Origin of the sequence: Virgibacillus oceani, from assembly GCF_041521345.1 — a bacterium.
GTDB classification, from domain to species: domain Bacteria; phylum Bacillota; class Bacilli; order Bacillales; family Amphibacillaceae; genus Virgibacillus_N; species Virgibacillus_N oceani_A.
The window spans coordinates 13,168-32,764 of the sequence record NZ_JBGOHB010000019.1 but is presented as its reverse complement, the minus strand read 5'-3'; the positions used below and the strand labels follow the sequence as shown (position 1 = coordinate 32,764).

The window sequence follows — 19,597 nt, the reverse complement described above, 5'->3', positions numbered from 1 at the left end:
CAGCCCCTTACCCATCCTGGTTTATTTTTTATATCGGCACAGATTGATGAATTGTAAATAGACTTTGCTTAAAACCTGGCTTTTTAAAAAATTCTCATGATACATAAAAACCATCTTCCTGTTTACGGCATGATGGCTTTCTCCGATCCGCTCACCTAATTATTGTTTTTATTTTTCTCTAAAACTTCAAGCACATCCAGAGAACTACTTGCCGCCTCACTATTTTCTTTTTGAATCGCTACGTAAATTTCTTTCCGGTGAATATCAATTGACTTTGGTGCGTGAATGCCAAGTTTAATTTGGTCCCCCTCGACGCCAAGTACTTTAATTTCAATATCTTCGCCAATCTGGATGGCTTCATTTTTTTTACGCGTTAAAACAAGCATTATTATTCTCCTTCCGCACGCTGGGAATACTGGGGTGTCATTGCTGCTTTAGTTTCGTATTCATCATGATTGATAATATACTGCTTCCCTTTTTTGCTGACAGGATTAATAATAATTGGAGCTTTTAAATTAAGTGTGCTTTCTTGAAAAGGATCTTTTATCGTAACAATGGTTAGTACAACAACTTCTTTTTCATTCTTTATTTGGAGTGTCTCCAACATATTATCGTCCAATTCAAATGTATACTTCGGATAAATCTGATGCGGATTAGTCACGATAAAAGCTACATTCACCGATGTCACGGATTGCAGGATTTGAAAACCTGCATTTCCCGGAATGTCCATGAGGACAAATTCTGTTTCCTCATTAAACCCTGGAATTCCAGCTGCAAACGTAATGATATTCGCACTTTTTATTTTTGCTTCACCTAAATATTTCGTTTGTATCCTCATTACAATCTTCCTTTCTTAGGCATAAAGATTGATAAAATCAATGTTCAGCTCCTGTAATTGTTTCATACGGATATCTATAGAACCTGGTTCATAATGGATTTCGGGATCGTTTCTCAGTACTTCAATCACTGGCTCATTCCGCTGTACATCTATATCAACCTCTGACGGCTGATAATTTATTTTCACCGAAAAAGGAGAGGGAATGAATGTAATTCCTAATTGCTTGGCTGGATTAAGACTGTTCGTAACCGCTTGGCTGACGATTGGATTACCTTCTTGTTCAACCATCATAAGCTGTCTTCCTTGTGCTGCTTTTCTCGAAATGCCCTCCTGTACAGCCTGTAAACCTTCTGCGGCAAATTGTTCATTTCTTCTCGTGATATGCATTAAGTTCATATCTTCCCAGGCTTGAGTCTGATCAATTTGCAATCTGGATGGGGTAGTATGGATTGAAAGTGTTGCAGCTGGCTGTTGAATGGACATTTCCGCTTTCGGTTGTTCGATATACTGTTTTGCAGCAGTTTGATTGATTTCAATCTGTGCCATTTGTGAGTGCATGCGTATCTGCGGGATATTCATATGCATCCCTTCTTTCATCATTATAGATTCTAAAAAAACCCTTACCCTAATAAAAACGGGCAAGGGTGGTGGGAAGCAATTAACGTAAAAAGTTAACCAGAGACGGCTGAATAATTCGGGAACCTGCTGACAATGCAGCACGGTGGAGGCTTTCTTGCGTAATTAATTTCGTTATCGCCTCTGCATAATCAACGTCTTCATTATCAGACATTGTTTTTGTAGCAACAATTTCCTGATCAGCCAGTCTGTTTTCTACTAATTCAAGACGATTCATCCGTGCTCCGAGACCTGCCCTCGTGTTGATTACCTGATCAATAGAATCATCAAGGTCTTTTATGCTTTCTTCAATTCCAGCTTGATTGTTATTTTCCAATGCATTTATTAAGCGATCAAGCTTACCCGGATTATCAGGGTCATCAGGATTACTAAATAACTCATTTCCAAATACCTCTTCTGGATTTACATTTGCATCCACTTTCATGCCGCCGGCTACATCTATCTGTACTTTTTCTGTATTTGGCGTAAACTCGCCGGCATCATTAAATGGAGATTCGTTCGTATTTGTGCCATTAAAAATATATTTCCCATTCACATTTGTCTCCGCAATACCTTCAAGGTGCTGCTTTAATTGCACAGCTTCTTTCTTGATATTTTCCCGCTCTTGTTCGTCATACGTATCATTACTAGCCTGCACGGCAAGTTCGCGGAGTTTTTGCATCGCCTGTGTCGCTGTATTTAGCGCTGCATCGGTATTATCCATCCAGTTATGCACTTCACTCGTGTTGCGTTGAAATTGCTGAATTTCCGATACTTGACTGCGATAATTCATCCCATTCATGGCAACAACCGGATCATCGGAAGGGCGGTTTATTTTTTTGCCGGTAGAAAGTTGATCCATATATTTACTCATGTTTGTATTGCTGTTTTGCAGATTTTTCAACATATTATTGGAGAGCATTCCTTGTGTTACCCGCATATCATTTACCTCCCTACTAATCCCATATTGTTGATTATCCTGTCCAAAAGTTCATCCATTGCCGTCATACTTCTGGCAGAAGCGTTGTAAGCATGTTGGAACTTAATCATATTGGACATTTCTTCATCCAATGAAACCGAGCTGACCGACATGCGCTGATTTTCCACTTGCGTACGGAGGATTTCCGTGTTGTTCGTCATTCGGTTTGCTTCTTGTGCTGCTACACCAAGTTTGCTGATAAGTGATTGATTGAAGCTGTTCACCGATGTGTTTTCCCCCAATGGTGCACCATCTAAATCTCTATCATTAAAAATATCTGCCAGTTCGGATGCATTGGCACCATTCCCTGTTGTACCATCTGCACTTGCTGCTATTTTGTCAGGGTTATTTAAAATTTCCTCACGAACCGTCAGATCAGCCGCTCCAGTAATTTCCGATTCAAAAAAATTCTCTTTGCTTCCGTCAAGACCATAACCTTCACGATGTACCTCATTAAATGCTTCAGCAAAAGTAACAGCCATCTCATCCAGGTCATCCAGCATCGATTTCAAATTAACAGCATCCTCATTATCATCATGGCCGTATGCTTCAATCAAACCGGTAATGGACCCATTTGAACTAGTAATATTGCGAGGTTCTCCTTCTGCGTTAACAACTGTTATTTCGTTATAAGGCGGCTCAACCTTAATCTCATTTGTGCCTTCTTCTCCAGGCTCTCCATTCACTAATATTACTGGCGGTTCAAAAGATTTTCCTTCGTTATCTACGGCTTCAATTGTGCCAGGGTAACTTTCTCCATTAACTGAAGCCCCTGTCTTTATATTCATCATACTGGATAACTTATCCATTAAACGGTCACGTTCGTCATATAAATCATTTGGCAAATAGCCATGAGGCTCAAGCTGATTAATTTGTTTATTAACACGGTCGATATCACCGATAATTGAATTAGCATCCATGACAGTTATTTCAATTTGGGTTTCCAGATCCGAACGAATGGATGTTAATGAATCAGCAAGATAATTAAATGTCTCACTGACAGCCAGCCCCCGCTGGGCAACAACCGATCTGGCACCGGAATTATCCGGATTCACTGCAAGTTCCTGAATCGCTTGCCAAAATTGATCCATTGTATGTGATAACCCGCTTTCAGAAGGTTCATTCATCAAATTTTCCATGCGGGCAAGTGCATCGGATTTTGTTTCCCAGTAACCTGCTTTACTATTCTCAGCACGATATTGTTTATCCAGAAATTGGTCACGTACACGCTCAATCGACCCAGCCTCTACCCCTGTTCCTATTTGACCCGGGATTTCCGGACGATTTCTGGCGCCGGCAGGATAGGGACTCATCGTTTCAAAATTCACCCGCTGCCTCGAATAGCCTTCCGTATTCGCATTGGAAATATTATGACCCGTCGTATGTAGAGCTGAACGCTGCGCAAATAAAGCCTGCTTCGCCATCTCCAAACCATGAAAAGTACTCATATATGTAAACTCCTTTACTATTTGTAAACAATGGGACGGTTCTCGTGTTTCAGAATTTCTCTTTTGGCCAACTTGAGAAAGTCGAAATAATACACGGTTCCAGCGATTATTCATACATTATCAATGAACCCTGCCAGGTGAATCAACACTCAATTGAAATAGGCAGTCGACCTCTCGTAACATGTCACTCACAAAAAAATCCGTTCCTTTGTTCGACCTCTTCGTGAAACAGAAGAACCATCCCTCTGTTTTAAGCCTGGGAATCAAAAACCGATCGGTTCATTGGTGTTGCTTTCTGCTTCTGTTTCCCGTAGTTAATTTCTTTCAGGGCGGGGTTCATCATGCTCATGTTCAGTTGCACAAACTGCATGGATTGATTTAACAACGCTTGATTCAGCTCTTCCTGCTGCTTCATCTTCGTAATCATTTTTGTCAGTTTAATCGTTGTTTCTTCCAGTTCTTTTTTCTCCGCATCATCTGTCAGTATTTCGAACATGCCTGTGATGGTTGCATCCTGATGAGCCTGTCTTTCCCGAAACCATGTATCCACCTCGGCCTGACGCTTTTCTTCTGCTTGCTCCAATAGCCGGATTTCTTTTCTTTCTTTTACAAGCAATGACTGCAGTTCTTCAATCGCCCCGTCCTTAATTAGCACTGTTTTTTGTTCCGACATACCGAGCAGCCGTTCATGGAATGAAATCAATGCTTCCAATGAAACGATAATTGGTTGTGTGGACATATTCCTATACTCCCTTTTACTGCTTTGACCAAAAATCAATCATTTTTTGGGCAGTTTTTTCATAGTTAATTTTATATTCACCAGCGTCTACTTTATCTTTAATATCCTGTACATAGGCTTCCCGCTTTGGATCAGCCTTTTCACTCTCCAGCAGTTCTTTTGCCTGATTGGATATTTCAATCTGATCCTGTTTCATATCTCTTTTCAGATCCGCTTGTTTTTGTATCTGGTTTTTATAGGGGTTGAAATTTGTCTGGTTCGGACCATTTATCTTCATCATTTCACCTCTTTTTTCTTCGCCGCTATTATCTACTCTATATATCGGCACATTTTTTCACATGTGAAGTCTATGAATCAAACATATAATACGTTTTTTTCTTTTTTTCACTTTCCTGTAATTGCTGTTTTTCATGCAGCTTGAGGTCTTCCTTTATTTCCTCTGAGCAGCTAGTGCATAGGCGCCCCCGAACAATTGGTTTCTCGCACTTCTCACAAGGATAATTCAACTTGGGGAATTGAGAAGTAAGCAGTCTTTTTTCTTTGATGAATTTACTGATCCACGATTCTTCCACCCCTGTTGCTTCCACAATTTCCACCATCGTTGCTTCCCTGTTTTTTCGTTGACGCAAAAATTGATAAACCGTTTCAAAGGCTTTTTCTTCTTCCTTATAACAGTTTTGACAAATATCACGAATTTCTTTTATAAACACCGTATCACAACGAGCGCAATTAGCCAGTTCTGCCATGATTTCTCCCTCCAATTATAACATAGCAGCAGCTATCCCCGAATTAAAGTAAGACTGTAAATTTCGGGCGTTCCATGTTTCTTTAAAAGCGCTGCTGCATGCCGGATCGTTGTACCTGTTGTATATATATCATCGACAAGTATGACCGGTTTTTTAATAGGCTTGGTCAAAATGAATGGATTATCTGTAAAAATTCGCTCGTTGCGTGTCTTTTTAGACTGTTTTTCCCCGTGTACCCGTTTTAGAATCTCCTCAGATTTGCCAGGCAAAAAATCGGCCATCATTTTCGCCTGATTAAATCCCCGCTCTGTAAGTCGCTCCTCACTAAGCGGAATTGGCACAACTATTGGCCACATTTTAAAGAATTTATACGAGAAAGCCTCCATTAACGGTTGTTTAAAAACATTCCCAAGCTGATAATCTCCTCGGTATTTCCACTTGGCAATCACATCCTGTATAAAGGAATTATACGTATAAATTGAATGGTTATATGCCAATACATCCTGCCCAGTATGACGCAGCCACCAAATACAATCCGAACAGACCTCCTCCTCCGATATACGACTGCATCGGCTGCAACGGTTCCCAATCAGCTCATCCAGCTTTCCTTCACACTGATTACAAAGTGTTTTAGGTTTAAAAAGGACGACAATATTTTGCCAGTTCATTTGTGGCGTGATTTGTTCAAAACACCATAAACAGTGCATATTAATGCAGTCCTCCTCTTTTATTCATTTGTTTTATCGCATCAATCGCCCGTACCATTGCTTCAGTTTTTCCGTCATGAATAAAGACGACTTCCCCAGTCGGATCATCTGCACTTCTTCCAGCCCTGCCGGCAATTTGCACGAGTGCTGCCTCATCGAACACTTCATGTCCTGCATTAAAAATTGCCACATCAACGGAAGGAAAAGTAACCCCTCTTTCCAATATCGTAGTCGTAATGATAACTGTGAGTTCTTTTTCCCTAAATTGCATTACTTTTTCTGTTCTGTTCGGATCCTCAGCGTGTACAAAATCGATCTTTTTCCTATTATCTATTACTCTTTCTTTTAAAAGTACCTCCGCTATATTTTTCAGCAATTTTTCAGCCAAAGAAATGGTAGGTACAAAAATAAGCAATTGCCTGTCTTGATTTTTTCTTTTCTTTAACCAGGAAATTAATGTAGAAGGTGGCATATCTTTTTGTAAGTCTTTTTGCAGCGAGAATGACATTTTCATTTTTGGAACGGGTAAGGCATAGCCATGATAACGGACAGGTACAAATATATGAGGGAGCTTTTTTTGCTGGATTCGTGATTGGTGATTTTTTCTTGGGGTAGCTGTTAAGTAGATCGTTGTACTCGTCGGTTTTTTTGCTCGGCTGGCGGCAAATGGCAAGGAAAGATCTGAATGGAATGGGAAAGCATCAATTTCATCGATAACTATCATGTCGAAAGCTTCTTTCATACGAAGCAATTGATGTGTTGTCGCAATCATGAGCTGTGCAGTGCCGTCTTTATCCTCACTTCCTCCATATAAAGCTTGCACTGGAACCTGTTGGAAAGCATGCTGGAGACGGGGCTTCAGCTCTCGTACAACATCTGCTCTCGGCGTAGCAATGCAGATACGCATTCCCAGCTTGAGTGCTTCAGTGATCCCGGGAAAAAGCATCTCGGTTTTCCCTGCGCCACATACTGCCCAGACAAGGAGCTCATTTTCCTTCATTTTCACAGCAGCTGTAATCCTCTCTGCTGCCTGTTGCTGCTTCGGCGTCAGCTCCCCTTCCCATGAGCATGGATCTTCATGTTCAGACCATGACGGCTTATCTCCGGACCAGTAATAAAGGGGTTCACATTCCATCACCCTTCCCATATCAATACATTTTCTGCAGTATATATATGTTTTATGACAAAGTTGACAGGGGATATCGGCAAATAAATTGCGTTCCTGATTGCCGCATCGGTTACACTGATAGGAAAGAAAATTTCTTATGATGGATTGGGTTGGGGTGAAAATTTTGGCGGATAGCATTTGTTGAAAAGTGTTTTCATCAAGGGGTATTTCATTTCTTAGCAGGAGCTTTCCTGAAAACCGCTGTGCCAGTGCATCTATATTTAATTCCATGATTTCTTCCAATATTTATTCCTCCTCTGATTATAAAGCAGGAGATTCAGATGTTTCTTCTGAACCTCGCGTTATTAGCTGTGGCTGCTCTGATGTTAAACTATTTCACATACCATCCAATACCAAGCGCCCCTTGACCTACATGTGTGCCGATAACCGGACCAAAATAGCTGATGGATGTTTCCGTATCCGGATACTTTTTTAAAAATTCTTTTTCCAGCTCGACCGCTGAATGCTCATCATTTCCATGAATAAAAACAACGCGCATTGCCTTTCCTTTTGCTGCTTCTTCTTCCAGTAGTCCCATTATCCGGTTAATTGCTTTTTTTCGGGTGCGGATTTTTTCAAAGGGAACAATGACTTTATCTACAAAATGAAGAACAGGTTTAATTTGAAGCATGCCGCCAAGTAGAGCCTGAGCACTGCTGAGTCTGCCTCCACGCTGCAAATTGGTTAAATCGTCCACCATAAAATAAGCACGCAGACTATTTTTCATCTCGTCCAGGCGCTTTACAATTTCCTCTGCTGTTTTACCTTCTTTAGCCAGCTCTACTGCTTCGAGTGCGTAAAACCCCTGAGGCATGCAGCTGATTTCAGAGTCGAACGGATAAACCTCAATATTTTCTGCCATCTCCCTGGCACTTACTACTGCCTGATATGTGCCGCTGATTCCGCTTGATAGATGAATAGAGATAACCGCATCATAATCCGCTGCAAGTTCCTCCAGCTTTTTTGTCACATCACCGATAGATGGCTGGGATGTTTTAGGAAGGGTCTTGGATTCTTTCATTTTTTGGTAAAACTCTTCCGTTGAAATATCCATTTCTTCTCTGAATGATTCACCTTCAAATACTACACTCAAAGGAACCATGTGAATTCCATGCTTTTCCCTGACCTCCTTGGGAATATATGCCGTACTGTCCGTCATTACAGCAACTTTCATCATTTCCACCTCTAATATAAAATTATAATTATTTTTATGATTGTGTCTAATAGGCTATTCAGCTATTATTTTACACGAATCTATGAAAAAATGCATCCGGATAGACACCAAAAAGAGACGGTTCTTTTTGCCAACAAAAGAACCGTCTCTTTGTTTTACTTAGCCTACTTCTACCCAGCCTTTGCGAATGGCGGATACTACGGCTTGTGTACGGTCATTCACATTCATTTTCTGCAGGATGTTACTGACATGATTCTTCACCGTTTTTTCGCTGATGTACAGTGTTTCTGCTACTGAACGATTGCTTTTCCCATCTGCCAGCAGCTGTAAAATCTGGCATTCGCGTTTTGTAAGGATATGCAGTGGTTTTTGAACTTCCATTCCATTTTCCCCGTAAACGACAAAATTTTCTTTTGCAAGACGCCGATACTCCTGTACCAGATTATGGGTTACTTTCGGGTGCAAGTATGACCCCCCATCTTTTACTACTTTAATAGCCTCAATTAAGGCCTCAGAATCCATCTCTTTCAATAAATAACCTTGCGCCCCTGTCTTCAGTGCATGGGTAACATAGCTTTCATCATCGTGGATGGACAAAATAATTACCCTCGTATCAGGGAAATACCTGACTAAATCTGCTGTTGCCTGAACGCCATTGATATGAGGCATATTAATATCCATTAACACTACGTCCGGATTATGTTCCTTTACCAGTTTTGCAGCAACAGAACCATCGTCCCCTTCAGCAAGTATTTCAAAACCCTCTTCTAAGTCCAGAATTCGTTTTACACCTTCACGAAATAACTTATGGTCATCAATCAAAACAATCCCAACACGTTTGTCTCCCATTTTTCTTCCTCCAAATTTTATATCTTTTCCTATTAACTTCTCTATGATAGATAATTTTAACGTTATTTCTCTCTCTATTTATAGATTGGCATATATTCCAATAAACATTCAGCCCCAAATTATGTATGCTGATATGGAACCTGAATAAAAATCATCGTGCCTTTTCCGGGCTTGGAATCAATACTGAATTTCCCTTCCAGCATTTCCACCCGCTCGCGCATTCCGATTAAACCAAATGACTTGTCTCTTTTTATAGTCGGGTCAAATCCTTTTCCATTATCCTTAATAAGCATCGATATATTTCTTTTGCCTAACTCCAGCTTAACATCTATGAAAGTAGATTCAGCGTGTTTCACAGCATTTTGTACTGCTTCCTGAACAAGCCGGAAAAATGCAACTTCATACTTCTGATTTAAGCGCTTATCTTCGCCTATAGGTGTAAAATTAATCTCTGTATCATTATAATCTGCAATCGTTGTAACGTATTTTCTAATCGTTGGAATTAAACCAAGATCATCCAGCGCCATCGGTCTCAAATCGTAAATTATTCGCCGCACCTCGTATAAAGAGGAACGAATCATTTTACGGACACTTTTCATTTCAGAAAGCGCCTGATCTATATCGTTTTTACGATAATTCATTTCTACCAGCTCTGAGCGAAGTAGTATGTTTGCAAGCATTTGTGCGGGTCCATCATGAATTTCTCTTGAAATCCTGCTGCGCTCTTCTTCCTGTGCTTCAATAATTTTCAAGCCGAATTCCTGTTTCTCCTTTGCATCTTCTATCATTTCATTGACTTGTTTGAAATCATCATGCAAATAATTCAGGATCACGGAAATCTTTCCCGCAAGTCCTTCTGCCCGTTCAATTGTTTGGCTTAATGAGATTAACCTTCTTTCCAGATCGTCCCGTTTTTCACGCAACCCGTTTTCTTCCTGCCGCATGACTGCCAGCCTTGTTTGCATTTCATGTGTTCTTTCATAAACGGCTCGGACATCTGTTTCTGTGTAGCGGTCAAAATGTCTGCTTACTTCTGCCAAACGTTGCCTGGAATACCTTACCTTTTGCTCAAGCTGATCACCATCCTCAATATGTTTTGCGACTTTCACTTTGGTGATTTTTAATTCGCGAACAAGATGCTCATGTTCTTTGCGCGCTTCTTCACTGATATTAAATATTTCATCTTTGCTGTTTTCTACTACTTCTATCATTTCATTGATGATAAAATCCAGCGCCGACTCGCTTATTCTTTTCACCATAGCTTCTCCACCAACCTATGATATAATTATACGTATATTTACAAATTTTTTATAGGGTCTTTCTACATATTATAGGAATTTTTCTTCTATTACTTTGTACCTGCTATTATACTATAATGCAATGATTTGGAGGTAATATCATGTTAGAAACTTATTATACAGTAAAAAAAGAAGGTATGGATGAAATCATTTTACAGAAATCCAGATTCATTGGCTACGTCAGACGTGTCGAGAGCGAGGAGGCAGCACAGCAATTTGTTCAGGAAATTAAAAAAAAACATGCGGATGCCACACATAACTGTTCCGCGTACATGATTGGTGAACATGACCAAGTCCAAAAAGCGAATGATGACGGTGAACCAAGCGGTACTGCCGGTGTACCGATGCTTGAAGTGTTAAAAAAGCAAAATTTGAAAGATACTGCTGTTGTCGTGACAAGGTATTTTGGCGGCATCAAACTGGGAGCTGGCGGACTAATCCGTGCTTATGGAAACACCACATCCCAGGCTATTCAGACGACCGGTGTTGTAAAGCGACAGCTTATGCAGGGCTTCTCCGTCACCGTTGATTATACCCTGCTTGGCAAATTGGAAAACCAGCTCAGAAATTCCGAGCATATTTTAGAAACAATTAATTATCTGGAAAAAGTAGAATTTGTGGTTTATGTAGTAAGTGGAAATGAGGAAGAGTTTCACGAATGGATCGTCAACTTGACAAGCGACCAGGCAGAAATTAAAGAAACCGAGAAAAAATATGTAGAAATGGATGTGTGAAACAGCGGCACGGTTCTGCTGTTGCAATAGGGTGGTGAAGTGCTCGTTTGATTCCGTTGCACCGAAGCACAGGTGAACGTGGCTCATTAGGGTTTATCAGCGTTCCATGTTTATTCCAAAATCAAAATCGGTCAGCACCTCGCAAGATGCTGACCGGTTTTTTTCGTTTTAATGTCCGCTTACTTCCTCGCCATCACCCAGTCCGTCTTCTGTTACTTTGAGAATTCCTACGCCGCTTTTAGTGGCATGGTTAAATTATTGGGTTACATATGGGTACTACCTTCTTCTGCTTCGTGAATTCTACAACCTCTACACCACTTGCAGGAAGCAATACTGTCTGCGATCCTTCCATATGGTTAGCAGGGTTACTGTCAATATATACATCATCAAAGATGGTTCCTAAATTGTGTGGTGGAAGGATGTTCAAGCGCCATCTCTAGTTTTTATTGAAAACATTTTTGAAAAAGTTCCCCCAAATTCCTTCTATAACTCCTGTTGGAGACTTTTACATGCAGCGCCCATACAAACGTCTTCCATATTAAATAAAATATTTCCATCCTATCCCGATGCAATAAATAAAAAAACACCTAGTGAAAAGTAACGGTTTTACTTGCAAGGTGCAAAACGTTAAATTACATCATAATTCACAAAAGTGATTCGCACTATTTTTACAACTGATTTCACAGTATAAATCTCATTTAAAAGGCTTAAAGAAATTTTTCTCTAAGCCTTATTTGTTATAATTGATTCTTAAATCAATGCACCGGTTTGTGAATCCCACCTTATTCGATTTGCTTTTAAAGCAAAAGAAGTAACAATCGCATTCTTTAATTGAACAGAATAATTAGTTTTACTTTTCATTTTCAAGATAGGTTACTTTTTTCTATTTTTCTATAAATTGGTAGGGTCTTCCTTCATCTAATTTAAATAAGAAGTTTTGAAAATGGCTTATTTTATCCGTATCAGTCATTTTATAATCAGCATCATTAATTTCTGCTAAATACGTACTAGAATCTTCATTACTTTCTTCAAGTGTGAATTCTATTTCTAAAAACTCATTCTCATTTTCAAACTGAATAATAAGTTTATCTTCTTTCAAATCATAGGTTCCTTCTTCATAACCCTTCGTATTTTTCACTATATTCCCATCTAAAAATTCTAATGTTATTTCAGAGTAATATTTATCGTGAGGTCCCGAATAAGAAACATCAAAAGTTTTTCCAGATAACTCATCGCTATTGTTACAAGCCGATAATAAAAGTACAAATAAGAGCAATGGAAACATTATCTGTTTTTTCATAATGTACCCCTTTTTCTAATTTATTTATTAATATATACGAGTGGATGCAGTAAAAAGTTTCATTGAACATAGTTAAAAAGACCGAATAAAACTTCTTATAAACATTTTAACAAAATCTCATTTTCCCTTCTTAAACTCTTCTGCTTCGTTGAATAATTAATTTACTGATTATATATAATTTTAACACAAAAAACGAATGTTCCTATAAAAAAATCGCCTTTTCTAAAGACGATTTCATTTGAAACAGAGTATACCATTCATTTTAAATTGCTTGTCTGTTAAACCAATTGTTGTGCTGGAGTTTTTCTACCCCCTTTTGTATTATTAGCTAAACAAAAATTGTAATAGATTCTTAAAATGGTGACAGCCATTTGTGCATATTTAGGGTTAAAGTTAGCATAAATATAACTCTTCCTATCATCTCTGGTGGTTAAAAGCGGTCTTTCGAGTATTGACAGTCTCCTTCTTATATTCTGCATAAAATTATTTGCAGCTCTATCACTAACTTTCATAATCATATTAGCTAGGTATTCTTCATCGACTACGCTTACATCCTTTTTACAATCTACAAGAAAATCACCTTTGTCTTTTGGTGGTAAGGGGTAATCAATCGGATTTTTTGCCCAAACCTTGTAGGTTAAATGACTATCTGTTTCAACTTTGTGAAATTGATGCAATTTTATTTGCTATTCCAATCTTTTATAAGCTAATGAATGGACTTAGTATCTTCGCCAGTTAATTCTCCCCAATATTTTAAATCCTTTCTGCCATATATAAATTCTTGATACGCATCTTGTAAACTCTTATTCCGGTCAACTTTACACAAAAAATGATGTGCATTACCTTCTCTGACTTCTTTGCTGAATACTCGATAAATCTCGCTCATAATAGTGGAGTCTTCACTATCCAAAAGGGGAGCATTGATATTTACAATTCCATCATTTGAGTGAGCTAATCTCTTTAATTTAGTCAATATTAGTTTCCTCCGTATTGTAAATTTGACTCATTATCCGTTTATTATCGCGTTTGCCTTCAATCCACTTTTGAAAATACTTATCCAGCAGGATATTATTTAAAAATTCATCGACAACTCCCTCTTCGGTATGCTCTGTGTATTCCGCATAGTATTTCACGATTGATCGAGTTCTCTCAGATATTTTCCAATTCACCTGTGAAGTCTGCTTACTCAGGAACAACTATATTTTCTCGACTTGCAACAAAAGATCTGTCCCCGTGTTTCACTATTTCACTTTCGAATATGCTGCTTCGTCTGTAATGATTGTTACGTTTGGGTGCTGATGTATGATGGATGCCGGGAAATCTTCATTGACTTTTCCTTCCAGAAGCCTGGCCACTGTATCGGCTTTGCCTTCTCCGTAGATCAGCATCATGATTTCTTTGCTGTTCATAATTGTTTCTACACCCATAGTAATCGCCTGTGTCGGAACTTCCTCAATCGAATTGAAGAAGCGGGCATTTGCCTGACGGGTTGATTCATCCAAATCCACAATTTGCGTTTTGTTTTTAAAGGAAGTTCCAGGTTCATTAAAACCGATATGTCCATTTAATCCGATGCCCAGCACTTGAAGATCAATCTTTCCTGCTCGATCGATTTTCTTTTCGTACGCTTGGCACTCCTCCTGCAAATCCTTCGCTCTACTATTCGGCAGATGCGCATTTTCATCACGCAGGTCGATATGGTTAAATAAATGATTTTTCATGTAATACGCATAACTGTTCGGATCATCTTCATACAAACCCACATACTCATCCAAATTAAACGTCTGTACATCCGAAAAAGAAACTTTCCCGTCTTTATATTTTTCCACAATGTATGCATACATGCCTTCCGGAGTAGAGCCGGTCGCAAGTCCCAGCACTGCTTCACCCTTCATATTCACCCTGTTAATAAGCAATTCCCCTGCACGCTGACTCATTTCCTGATAATCTTTCACAGTGATTATTTTCATTGATTTATGTCCCTCCTTAAAAGCGATAACGCCGTTACAAATCGTATATTTAATATCCAGTTCTTCACTCACTAAAAGAACATCCGCACCCTTTCCAACTGAAATACCTCCCTTTCTTTCCCATACTCCTAGTTGATTTTCCGAGTTTTATGAGGTCAGCCGTACAATATGCTGCATCACTACATTTGAAAGCTGGAGCATTCGCCTTGCTCCTTCATTCATCTTTAAAATACAGCCTGCCAATGTGCCATCAGCTAAAATTTTTGCTGTCTTCTGAAACAGTTACAGGCTCGCCGCCCGGCACCTTTTCTAAACATTTTGCCCGCATGGCGCCCGTAATGAAAAGCAAACGCTCACTTCCCATATTAGCAAAAATCAAAGAAAGCATTTCTGGGGACACATGAATCCCGTCAGCAATTAGCGCTGCCCGTACGCTTTCAGAAAAAAGGCAGCACCCACAACACCCAATATCCCGATGATGAATACCTGTCATGGCATTACATAAGTGGGTAGCCTGACGTACACCATGGAATACGGCCTTTTTCATATCGGAAAATCCGGCATGATTCCACTCTCGTATAAATATTTAATAAGCTTCCCGTCCATATCCACTTACGGCGCAAGTGTGATAGTCTTAATCCGGTTCCCTGAGAACTGCTGCCAAGCCTTAAATTGCGCTATATCCGGTTTTATTATGTAACCTTAAGGTTGTACCCCCGCCTTGGTCTTTTCAATAAAAGGTCCTTCCAAATGGGCGCCAAGTATCTCCGCCTGCCCTGTTTTGGAATTCTAACCCGCAATATTCCTTAAAGCAGCATCAATCTTTTCAGATGCCTGCGTAATCGTTGTTGCCAGAAAGCTGGTTGTCCCTTTTTCGGGCAGCACCCTCACTATTGCATTGCATCCAGCGCCTTTTCAGTTGCACCCATCATATCAGCACCGTTCGCCCCATGGATATGACCATCAATAAACCCAAGGATAGCCAGCAAACTAGTAGCATCCACTATTTGCACGTGTGCAGGTATAAAAGTTATTCTACCGGATTTCACTTCTGTTATCTGGCAACCTTCTATCAGGATGGAACCATTTTTAATAATCTCATCATCTAAATAAATCGTTGCATTTTTAATGTACGTTGATGAGGCTCTTTTCATGACAAACCATCCTTTCACGTTTCATTAAAAAATTAGCACAAGTTAATGGATTGTCTATATCTGATGATTCCGAACTTCCGTTGTGCAACTCAACGTTTTTATTTCGATATGCTTTCTGCTGGCACCGTTACCCTGTTTTCGTTCTCAATAACTTGATCTCGTCAATTAACGTTTTAATCATTTCTTCAGATGAATTAATTTTTTCATTTTCTGTTTCTGTAATCATTTTAGCCATCAGATCTTTATACCATTCCTGCTCTCTCATCGTGTTCCCGCCTTTTTTCTATTTATTTCATTTTTGTAGTTAAATAGTACCTTATCACAATAATTCGAGTATTGTTGTCGAATATTGACGCAAAAATATTTTTTTCATAGAATATTGCTACATTATATTCAAAGCATACATGAAAATAAAAGATTATAACAGAAAATCAAATAACCCACTTGGGACTTGTATCTTATATCTCTCTTGAAATCCGTATTTTCCTGTACCGGATGGCAATAAGCAAAATGACTGCTGCACCCCCGCCAAATGAGTCCAGCAAAACATCGCCGATATAAGGCGTTCGATTTGGCGTAAATCCCTGGTGAATTTCATCTGTTATAGCATATGCAACAGTTGTAATAAAAGATATGGCTGCTGCCTGCTTAAATAGCAGCTTCGTTGATTTTCTGATCGCAATAAAAAAGCAGCAGGTTAGTAGAAAAAACACTGCCACATGTGCGCCTTTTCGGATAAAAAACTCGATAACCCCCTCCACCCCATGCGTAGCCACGCTTACAACCGACCCGTTATATGTGAATGTAATCCAACCTAATAGCGGCTCAAAAAAAGACAGATCCAGTCTGTCCGAAAGCATCGGCTTTATATCCTGATCTTCATATGACTGGCTAAAGAAGCATAAAAAATGACTCCCATCCAGAAAAGAGGCAGGAGCCAATACATATATTTACACATTTTCAGTTCAATCTCCTGTTATTTATAACCAAATCTTTAAAATCACTCTCATGAATAAATATATTTATCAATTACCTTGCCTGCTGCGCCATTTATTAAATTCAAGATATTCCTTGAACTGTTCTTTGGACACGCCCGATTCCATTGCTTCCTGTACGATTTTCAGCCATTCTTCATCCAACTCATCCTGGTCTACCTTTTCACTATCATCACGAATCATTTCATTTACAGAAACATTCAGTACGGCACTTACTTTTTCTATAAACTGGATCGATGGATTTGTTTGAAGACTTCTTTCAATAGAGCTTAAATACGATTTTGCTACGCCGGCTTTTTCTGCTAGTTCCGAAATGGACATTTTCTTTTCTTTTCTCAACTGCTGAATCTTTTCACCGATCAAGTTCTCACCTTCTTTCAACGGGAATTATACCACAAAGACGGTAAGAAGTTCTATTTATATAATAAAATAATTAAGCATTCTCTTCATTGCCTGCTTCTTTCAGATATGCACGTATCTCTTCCACTGTCATGCCCAATGTTTTTGCTTTTTGAATTAATGAGACCCACTCGGAGTCTAAGGTTACTTGCTTCACCGTATTTTGCATAAATTTTACCCCCACTTTTTCTCATTTTACCCGCCATGGCATGTCACTATGAAACCAGGACTCCATGCCCGTTTTCTAAGTATGTATAATTAATTCCCCCTATGACTATCATACTATTTTGAGAGCGGGTTTTGGATAGGTTGTTTTGTCAAAATGAAACTAGTATTGTAGCTTATCCAATACTTTTATGTCGAAATTCTTTAATGAAATAACACTGCTCAAGACTCACTTTTTTACGCACGCTTTCTCCGTTTGTTATACATATATAACAATATGCCGTTTACGAGTAAAATGGCTCCCAAAATAAGAAATAAAAAAATATTGGTTGCCGTGTCAGGAAGAACTCCTCCGCCGCCAACTGAAGAAGAACCGCTGCCTCCCAGTGCAAATGAATCGTCATCGCTTCCTACAAAACCATCTACCTCTACAGACGTATCATCAATCTGGCTGTCTGCCGTAAAAATAAAGCTGAATACTGAATTCAAGCCTTGGAAATCATTGCCGAGATGCTCTGGAAAACGAATGGTAATCTCCAATTCTTCCTCTTCTTTCGGTTCCAGATTTCTTTCTTCCAGATTTTCAAAATCTGCAAGTTTTCCATTATATAGCTCTGTTTCAGAAACGGTGATCTCTAAAAGTAGCTCATTGAAAAGTTTATTCGTGTCTTCACTTTGAATGTACATACTATAGTAAAAAGCTTTCTGCCCATTATTTTGTATAACTGACGTTCTTGGTGCCCAATCTCCCGGCTTCATATTTTCCACTTGAAATAAAATATCCTCCGGCGTTACATCAAGTGAAATACCATCATCCGCAAAAGCAGATTTAGCCAGAAACGGTGAAAAGCCAATGAACAGAACGGCTATTAGAGAAAGTATTAATTTTTTGCGTTTCATAAACATCTTCCTCACTTTAAGACTTTATATTAGTCTGTACTGGCAGCTTTCTTTGACTTTTCCAGCTCTCCAAGTGCTCTCCAAATCGTAATAGAGGAGTAGCCTATCATCAGCACGCCAGGCAGGACAAGAAATGCTAAGGCACCGTTTGGTGTCTGGGCAAAATTAATGATGTAACCTACATATGGCAACGTAAACCCGGAATAACCAGCAACAACATTTTCAGCCAAAACCGGGCTGGAATCCGCTGCATTGTTGTTATCCCCTTTTGTCGTATAAATGACCCCATCACTTGTTTCATTGACTTCCACAACTCTGTGGGTGATCAGTTTATCCTCAGCTTCCATAAAGGTAATCACATCGCCTTCAGCAAAGCCAGAGCCATCTTCCACCGTTTCCACTGCAATAATCGAACCTGTTTGAATTTCCGGCTCCATCGACCCCGACAGCACCGTTTTTAACTGATAGCCTAAAACTTCCGGCTCACCGCCCGAAAGTTTTGTATAAACAAACACCGTAGCAACACCAATTAATAAAACTATGAGTACGCCGCTGACAAAACTGTTCATCCACTTTAAAAATTTACGTTTCTTCATGATTCGTCACCTTCTTCCGCTGTTTCTTCCTCTTCTGTTTTATCTATGTCTCCGCCATCTTCAGTAGTTTCTGTTTCTTTTTCTGGTTCTTCTTTATCGTCTTCTTCGTTGGATTCTGTTTCTTGGTTTTGTTCATCTTCAGTTTCAACTTCTGCAGGATCCTTTGTTTCTTCTTCCACATCCTGTTTTGCCTGACCTGGAGGACAATTAACTATTGCCCACATACTCCATACAGTGTCTTCCTCTGGATGTCCTTCAGGCTGCTGGGCTAAAAAGGCATATACACCAGGTTCTTGCGCAAGATATGTGATTTCAGTTGATTCATTGCTGTTAAGTACAGGTATGTTTCCTTCTCCAAGCTTCTCTCCGTGTTTTTCCGGATTGCCATTTTCGATATAATAAATATCAAAAGAGCTACCGCTCACCATGTCCTCATCACCAACATTTTTAATTTCCATGGCTACCTCTACAGGATCATCACAAGCTTTAATGTTCTCATTTCCATCTTGTATAAACGTCAATGAGCTTCCGTCCCAGCCATCAGCCCAATACCCTGCAAGGACTTTGGCATCCGCTTCCTCCATATCAAAAAAATGTGCAACAGTTCCCGATGTTAAATAGCTGAAAGAAAAAACAACTAAATACCAGATCAGTACAAGTTTTACTAGAAAGAAAGCAACAGGAAAATGCCTTCTAAACCTTCTCAACCGTTTACTTCGCATCCTCATTCTCCTTTCGAGCTGGAATATCTTTTGTTATGTAAATAACCCATCCGGCGAAAAACCTTCCTAATGAAACGCATTTCTGTGTACTCATAAATACA

The 19,597-nt window shown here is 39.4% G+C and carries 28 protein-coding genes; 1 reads left to right on the top strand and 27 read right to left on the bottom strand.

Annotated features, from left to right (window positions below; translation table 11 throughout):
- Positions 1-155: 155 nt before the first annotated feature.
- The 13 genes from csrA to ACDX78_RS14365 all read right to left on the bottom strand — a co-directional run bounded on the left by csrA (position 156) and on the right by ACDX78_RS14365 (position 10,522).
- A complete protein-coding gene (csrA, locus tag ACDX78_RS14425) occupies positions 156-386 on the bottom strand; it encodes a carbon storage regulator CsrA (protein ID WP_486028856.1) in 231 nt (76 codons plus the stop codon).
- Between the two features lie 2 nt (positions 387-388).
- Entirely contained in the window at positions 389-838 is a 450-nt protein-coding gene (gene fliW, locus ACDX78_RS14420; protein WP_486028855.1) for a flagellar assembly protein FliW, read from the bottom strand.
- Positions 839-853: 15 nt separating this feature from the next.
- Positions 854-1,417, bottom strand: a complete 564-nt coding sequence (locus ACDX78_RS14415; protein WP_486028854.1) for a DUF6470 family protein — start codon at positions 1,415-1,417, stop codon at positions 854-856.
- A gap of 79 nt (positions 1,418-1,496) precedes the next feature.
- The gene (gene flgL, locus ACDX78_RS14410; RefSeq protein WP_486028853.1) at positions 1,497-2,393 is read right to left on the bottom strand and encodes a flagellar hook-associated protein FlgL; all 897 of its coding nucleotides are present in this window, start codon (positions 2,391-2,393) and stop codon (positions 1,497-1,499) included.
- 5 nt (positions 2,394-2,398) lie between these two features.
- The gene (gene flgK / locus ACDX78_RS14405; RefSeq protein ID WP_486028852.1) at positions 2,399-3,880 is read right to left on the bottom strand and encodes a flagellar hook-associated protein FlgK; all 1,482 of its coding nucleotides are present in this window, start codon (positions 3,878-3,880) and stop codon (positions 2,399-2,401) included.
- Positions 3,881-4,130: 250 nt separating this feature from the next.
- Positions 4,131-4,619 carry a flagellar protein FlgN gene (locus ACDX78_RS14400; protein WP_486028851.1) on the bottom strand — a complete coding sequence of 163 codons (489 nt, stop codon included), beginning with the start codon at positions 4,617-4,619 and terminating at the stop codon, positions 4,131-4,133.
- Between the two features lie 16 nt (positions 4,620-4,635).
- A complete protein-coding gene (gene flgM / locus ACDX78_RS14395; protein WP_486028850.1) occupies positions 4,636-4,896 on the bottom strand; it encodes a flagellar biosynthesis anti-sigma factor FlgM in 261 nt (86 codons plus the stop codon).
- A gap of 70 nt (positions 4,897-4,966) precedes the next feature.
- Entirely contained in the window at positions 4,967-5,365 is a 399-nt protein-coding gene (locus ACDX78_RS14390) for a TIGR03826 family flagellar region protein (protein WP_486028849.1), read from the bottom strand.
- Positions 5,366-5,397: 32 nt separating this feature from the next.
- Positions 5,398-6,072 carry a ComF family protein gene (locus tag ACDX78_RS14385; RefSeq protein WP_486028848.1) on the bottom strand — a complete coding sequence of 225 codons (675 nt, stop codon included), beginning with the start codon at positions 6,070-6,072 and terminating at the stop codon, positions 5,398-5,400.
- 1 nt (position 6,073) lies between these two features.
- Entirely contained in the window at positions 6,074-7,483 is a 1,410-nt protein-coding gene (locus tag ACDX78_RS14380; protein WP_486028847.1) for an ATP-dependent helicase ComFA, read from the bottom strand.
- An 88-nt stretch (positions 7,484-7,571) separates the two neighbouring features.
- Positions 7,572-8,414, bottom strand: coding sequence for a DegV family protein (locus tag ACDX78_RS14375; protein ID WP_486028846.1), 843 nt, complete (start codon positions 8,412-8,414; stop codon positions 7,572-7,574).
- Positions 8,415-8,573: 159 nt separating this feature from the next.
- A complete protein-coding gene (locus ACDX78_RS14370; RefSeq protein WP_486028845.1) occupies positions 8,574-9,263 on the bottom strand; it encodes a response regulator in 690 nt (229 codons plus the stop codon).
- A 119-nt stretch (positions 9,264-9,382) separates the two neighbouring features.
- A complete protein-coding gene (locus tag ACDX78_RS14365) occupies positions 9,383-10,522 on the bottom strand; it encodes a sensor histidine kinase (protein ID WP_486028844.1) in 1,140 nt (379 codons plus the stop codon).
- A 140-nt stretch (positions 10,523-10,662) separates the two neighbouring features.
- Between ACDX78_RS14365 and ACDX78_RS14360 the strand changes: the two genes are divergently transcribed.
- The gene (locus tag ACDX78_RS14360; RefSeq protein WP_486028843.1) at positions 10,663-11,295 is read left to right on the top strand and encodes a YigZ family protein; all 633 of its coding nucleotides are present in this window, start codon (positions 10,663-10,665) and stop codon (positions 11,293-11,295) included.
- Positions 11,296-12,178: 883 nt separating this feature from the next.
- On the opposite strand, the gene ACDX78_RS14355 is transcribed toward ACDX78_RS14360, so the two are convergent.
- The 14 genes from ACDX78_RS14355 to tapA form a co-directional block, all read right to left on the bottom strand.
- Positions 12,179-12,595, bottom strand: coding sequence for a hypothetical protein (locus ACDX78_RS14355; protein WP_486028842.1), 417 nt, complete (start codon positions 12,593-12,595; stop codon positions 12,179-12,181).
- 278 nt (positions 12,596-12,873) lie between these two features.
- A complete protein-coding gene (locus ACDX78_RS14350) occupies positions 12,874-13,272 on the bottom strand; it encodes a hypothetical protein (RefSeq protein WP_486028841.1) in 399 nt (132 codons plus the stop codon).
- A 29-nt stretch (positions 13,273-13,301) separates the two neighbouring features.
- Positions 13,302-13,568, bottom strand: coding sequence for a hypothetical protein (locus ACDX78_RS14345; RefSeq protein ID WP_486028840.1), 267 nt, complete (start codon positions 13,566-13,568; stop codon positions 13,302-13,304).
- Positions 13,561-13,728, bottom strand: coding sequence for a hypothetical protein (locus ACDX78_RS14340; RefSeq protein WP_486028839.1), 168 nt, complete (start codon positions 13,726-13,728; stop codon positions 13,561-13,563). The genes ACDX78_RS14345 and ACDX78_RS14340 overlap by 8 nt, the downstream gene beginning before the upstream one ends.
- A gap of 108 nt (positions 13,729-13,836) precedes the next feature.
- On the bottom strand, positions 13,837-14,565 hold the full coding sequence (gene nagB / locus ACDX78_RS14335; protein ID WP_486028838.1) for a glucosamine-6-phosphate deaminase: 729 nt from the start codon (positions 14,563-14,565) through the stop codon (positions 13,837-13,839).
- A 250-nt stretch (positions 14,566-14,815) separates the two neighbouring features.
- Complete coding sequence (locus ACDX78_RS14330) at positions 14,816-15,112, bottom strand: hypothetical protein (protein ID WP_486028837.1); 297 nt, start codon at positions 15,110-15,112, stop codon at positions 14,816-14,818.
- A gap of 343 nt (positions 15,113-15,455) precedes the next feature.
- On the bottom strand, positions 15,456-15,719 hold the full coding sequence (locus tag ACDX78_RS14325) for a hypothetical protein (RefSeq protein WP_486028836.1): 264 nt from the start codon (positions 15,717-15,719) through the stop codon (positions 15,456-15,458).
- Between the two features lie 127 nt (positions 15,720-15,846).
- Entirely contained in the window at positions 15,847-15,984 is a 138-nt protein-coding gene (locus tag ACDX78_RS14320) for a hypothetical protein (RefSeq protein WP_486028835.1), read from the bottom strand.
- A gap of 193 nt (positions 15,985-16,177) precedes the next feature.
- Positions 16,178-16,579, bottom strand: coding sequence for a VanZ family protein (locus ACDX78_RS14315; RefSeq protein ID WP_486028834.1), 402 nt, complete (start codon positions 16,577-16,579; stop codon positions 16,178-16,180).
- 165 nt (positions 16,580-16,744) lie between these two features.
- Positions 16,745-17,077, bottom strand: coding sequence for a helix-turn-helix domain-containing protein (locus tag ACDX78_RS14310; RefSeq protein ID WP_486028833.1), 333 nt, complete (start codon positions 17,075-17,077; stop codon positions 16,745-16,747).
- Between the two features lie 70 nt (positions 17,078-17,147).
- Positions 17,148-17,282 (bottom strand): anti-repressor SinI family protein, encoded by a 135-nt coding sequence (locus ACDX78_RS14305; protein WP_486028832.1) that lies wholly within the window; start codon positions 17,280-17,282, stop codon positions 17,148-17,150.
- 233 nt (positions 17,283-17,515) lie between these two features.
- Positions 17,516-18,178 (bottom strand): hypothetical protein, encoded by a 663-nt coding sequence (locus ACDX78_RS14300; protein WP_486028831.1) that lies wholly within the window; start codon positions 18,176-18,178, stop codon positions 17,516-17,518.
- Positions 18,179-18,207: 29 nt separating this feature from the next.
- A complete protein-coding gene (gene sipW, locus ACDX78_RS14295) occupies positions 18,208-18,774 on the bottom strand; it encodes a signal peptidase I SipW (RefSeq protein ID WP_486028830.1) in 567 nt (188 codons plus the stop codon).
- Positions 18,771-19,496, bottom strand: a complete 726-nt coding sequence (gene tapA / locus ACDX78_RS14290; protein ID WP_486028829.1) for an amyloid fiber anchoring/assembly protein TapA — start codon at positions 19,494-19,496, stop codon at positions 18,771-18,773. The genes sipW and tapA overlap by 4 nt, the downstream gene beginning before the upstream one ends.
- Positions 19,497-19,597: the final 101 nt, after the last annotated feature.

Excerpts from the sequence above, each read along its gene's own strand:
- csrA (WP_486028856.1), bottom strand. The coding sequence starts at position 386 with ATGCTTGTTTTAACGCGTAAAAAAAATGAAGCCATCCAGATTGGCGAA.
- fliW (WP_486028855.1), bottom strand. The coding sequence starts at position 838 with ATGAGGATACAAACGAAATATTTAGGTGAAGCAAAAATAAAAAGTGCG.
- ACDX78_RS14415 (WP_486028854.1), bottom strand. The coding sequence starts at position 1,417 with ATGAATATCCCGCAGATACGCATGCACTCACAAATGGCACAGATTGAA.
- flgL (WP_486028853.1), bottom strand. The coding sequence starts at position 2,393 with ATGCGGGTAACACAAGGAATGCTCTCCAATAATATGTTGAAAAATCTG.
- flgK (WP_486028852.1), bottom strand. The coding sequence starts at position 3,880 with ATGAGTACTTTTCATGGTTTGGAGATGGCGAAGCAGGCTTTATTTGCG.
- ACDX78_RS14400 (WP_486028851.1), bottom strand. The coding sequence starts at position 4,619 with ATGTCCACACAACCAATTATCGTTTCATTGGAAGCATTGATTTCATTC.
- flgM (WP_486028850.1), bottom strand. The coding sequence starts at position 4,896 with ATGAAGATAAATGGTCCGAACCAGACAAATTTCAACCCCTATAAAAAC.
- ACDX78_RS14390 (WP_486028849.1), bottom strand. The coding sequence starts at position 5,365 with ATGGCAGAACTGGCTAATTGCGCTCGTTGTGATACGGTGTTTATAAAA.
- ACDX78_RS14385 (WP_486028848.1), bottom strand. The coding sequence starts at position 6,072 with ATGCACTGTTTATGGTGTTTTGAACAAATCACGCCACAAATGAACTGG.
- ACDX78_RS14375 (WP_486028846.1), bottom strand. The coding sequence starts at position 8,414 with ATGAAAGTTGCTGTAATGACGGACAGTACGGCATATATTCCCAAGGAG.
- ACDX78_RS14370 (WP_486028845.1), bottom strand. The coding sequence starts at position 9,263 with ATGGGAGACAAACGTGTTGGGATTGTTTTGATTGATGACCATAAGTTA.
- ACDX78_RS14365 (WP_486028844.1), bottom strand. The coding sequence starts at position 10,522 with ATGGTGAAAAGAATAAGCGAGTCGGCGCTGGATTTTATCATCAATGAA.
- ACDX78_RS14360 (WP_486028843.1), top strand. The coding sequence starts at position 10,663 with ATGTTAGAAACTTATTATACAGTAAAAAAAGAAGGTATGGATGAAATC.
- ACDX78_RS14355 (WP_486028842.1), bottom strand. The coding sequence starts at position 12,595 with ATGAAAAAACAGATAATGTTTCCATTGCTCTTATTTGTACTTTTATTA.
- nagB (WP_486028838.1), bottom strand. The coding sequence starts at position 14,565 with ATGAAAATAATCACTGTGAAAGATTATCAGGAAATGAGTCAGCGTGCA.
- ACDX78_RS14330 (WP_486028837.1), bottom strand. The coding sequence starts at position 15,112 with ATGAAAAAGGCCGTATTCCATGGTGTACGTCAGGCTACCCACTTATGT.
- ACDX78_RS14325 (WP_486028836.1), bottom strand. The coding sequence starts at position 15,719 with ATGAAAAGAGCCTCATCAACGTACATTAAAAATGCAACGATTTATTTA.
- ACDX78_RS14320 (WP_486028835.1), bottom strand. The coding sequence starts at position 15,984 with ATGAGAGAGCAGGAATGGTATAAAGATCTGATGGCTAAAATGATTACA.
- ACDX78_RS14315 (WP_486028834.1), bottom strand. The coding sequence starts at position 16,579 with ATGCTTTCGGACAGACTGGATCTGTCTTTTTTTGAGCCGCTATTAGGT.
- ACDX78_RS14305 (WP_486028832.1), bottom strand. The coding sequence starts at position 17,282 with ATGCAAAATACGGTGAAGCAAGTAACCTTAGACTCCGAGTGGGTCTCA.
- ACDX78_RS14300 (WP_486028831.1), bottom strand. The coding sequence starts at position 18,178 with ATGAAACGCAAAAAATTAATACTTTCTCTAATAGCCGTTCTGTTCATT.
- sipW (WP_486028830.1), bottom strand. The coding sequence starts at position 18,774 with ATGAAGAAACGTAAATTTTTAAAGTGGATGAACAGTTTTGTCAGCGGC.
- tapA (WP_486028829.1), bottom strand. The coding sequence starts at position 19,496 with ATGCGAAGTAAACGGTTGAGAAGGTTTAGAAGGCATTTTCCTGTTGCT.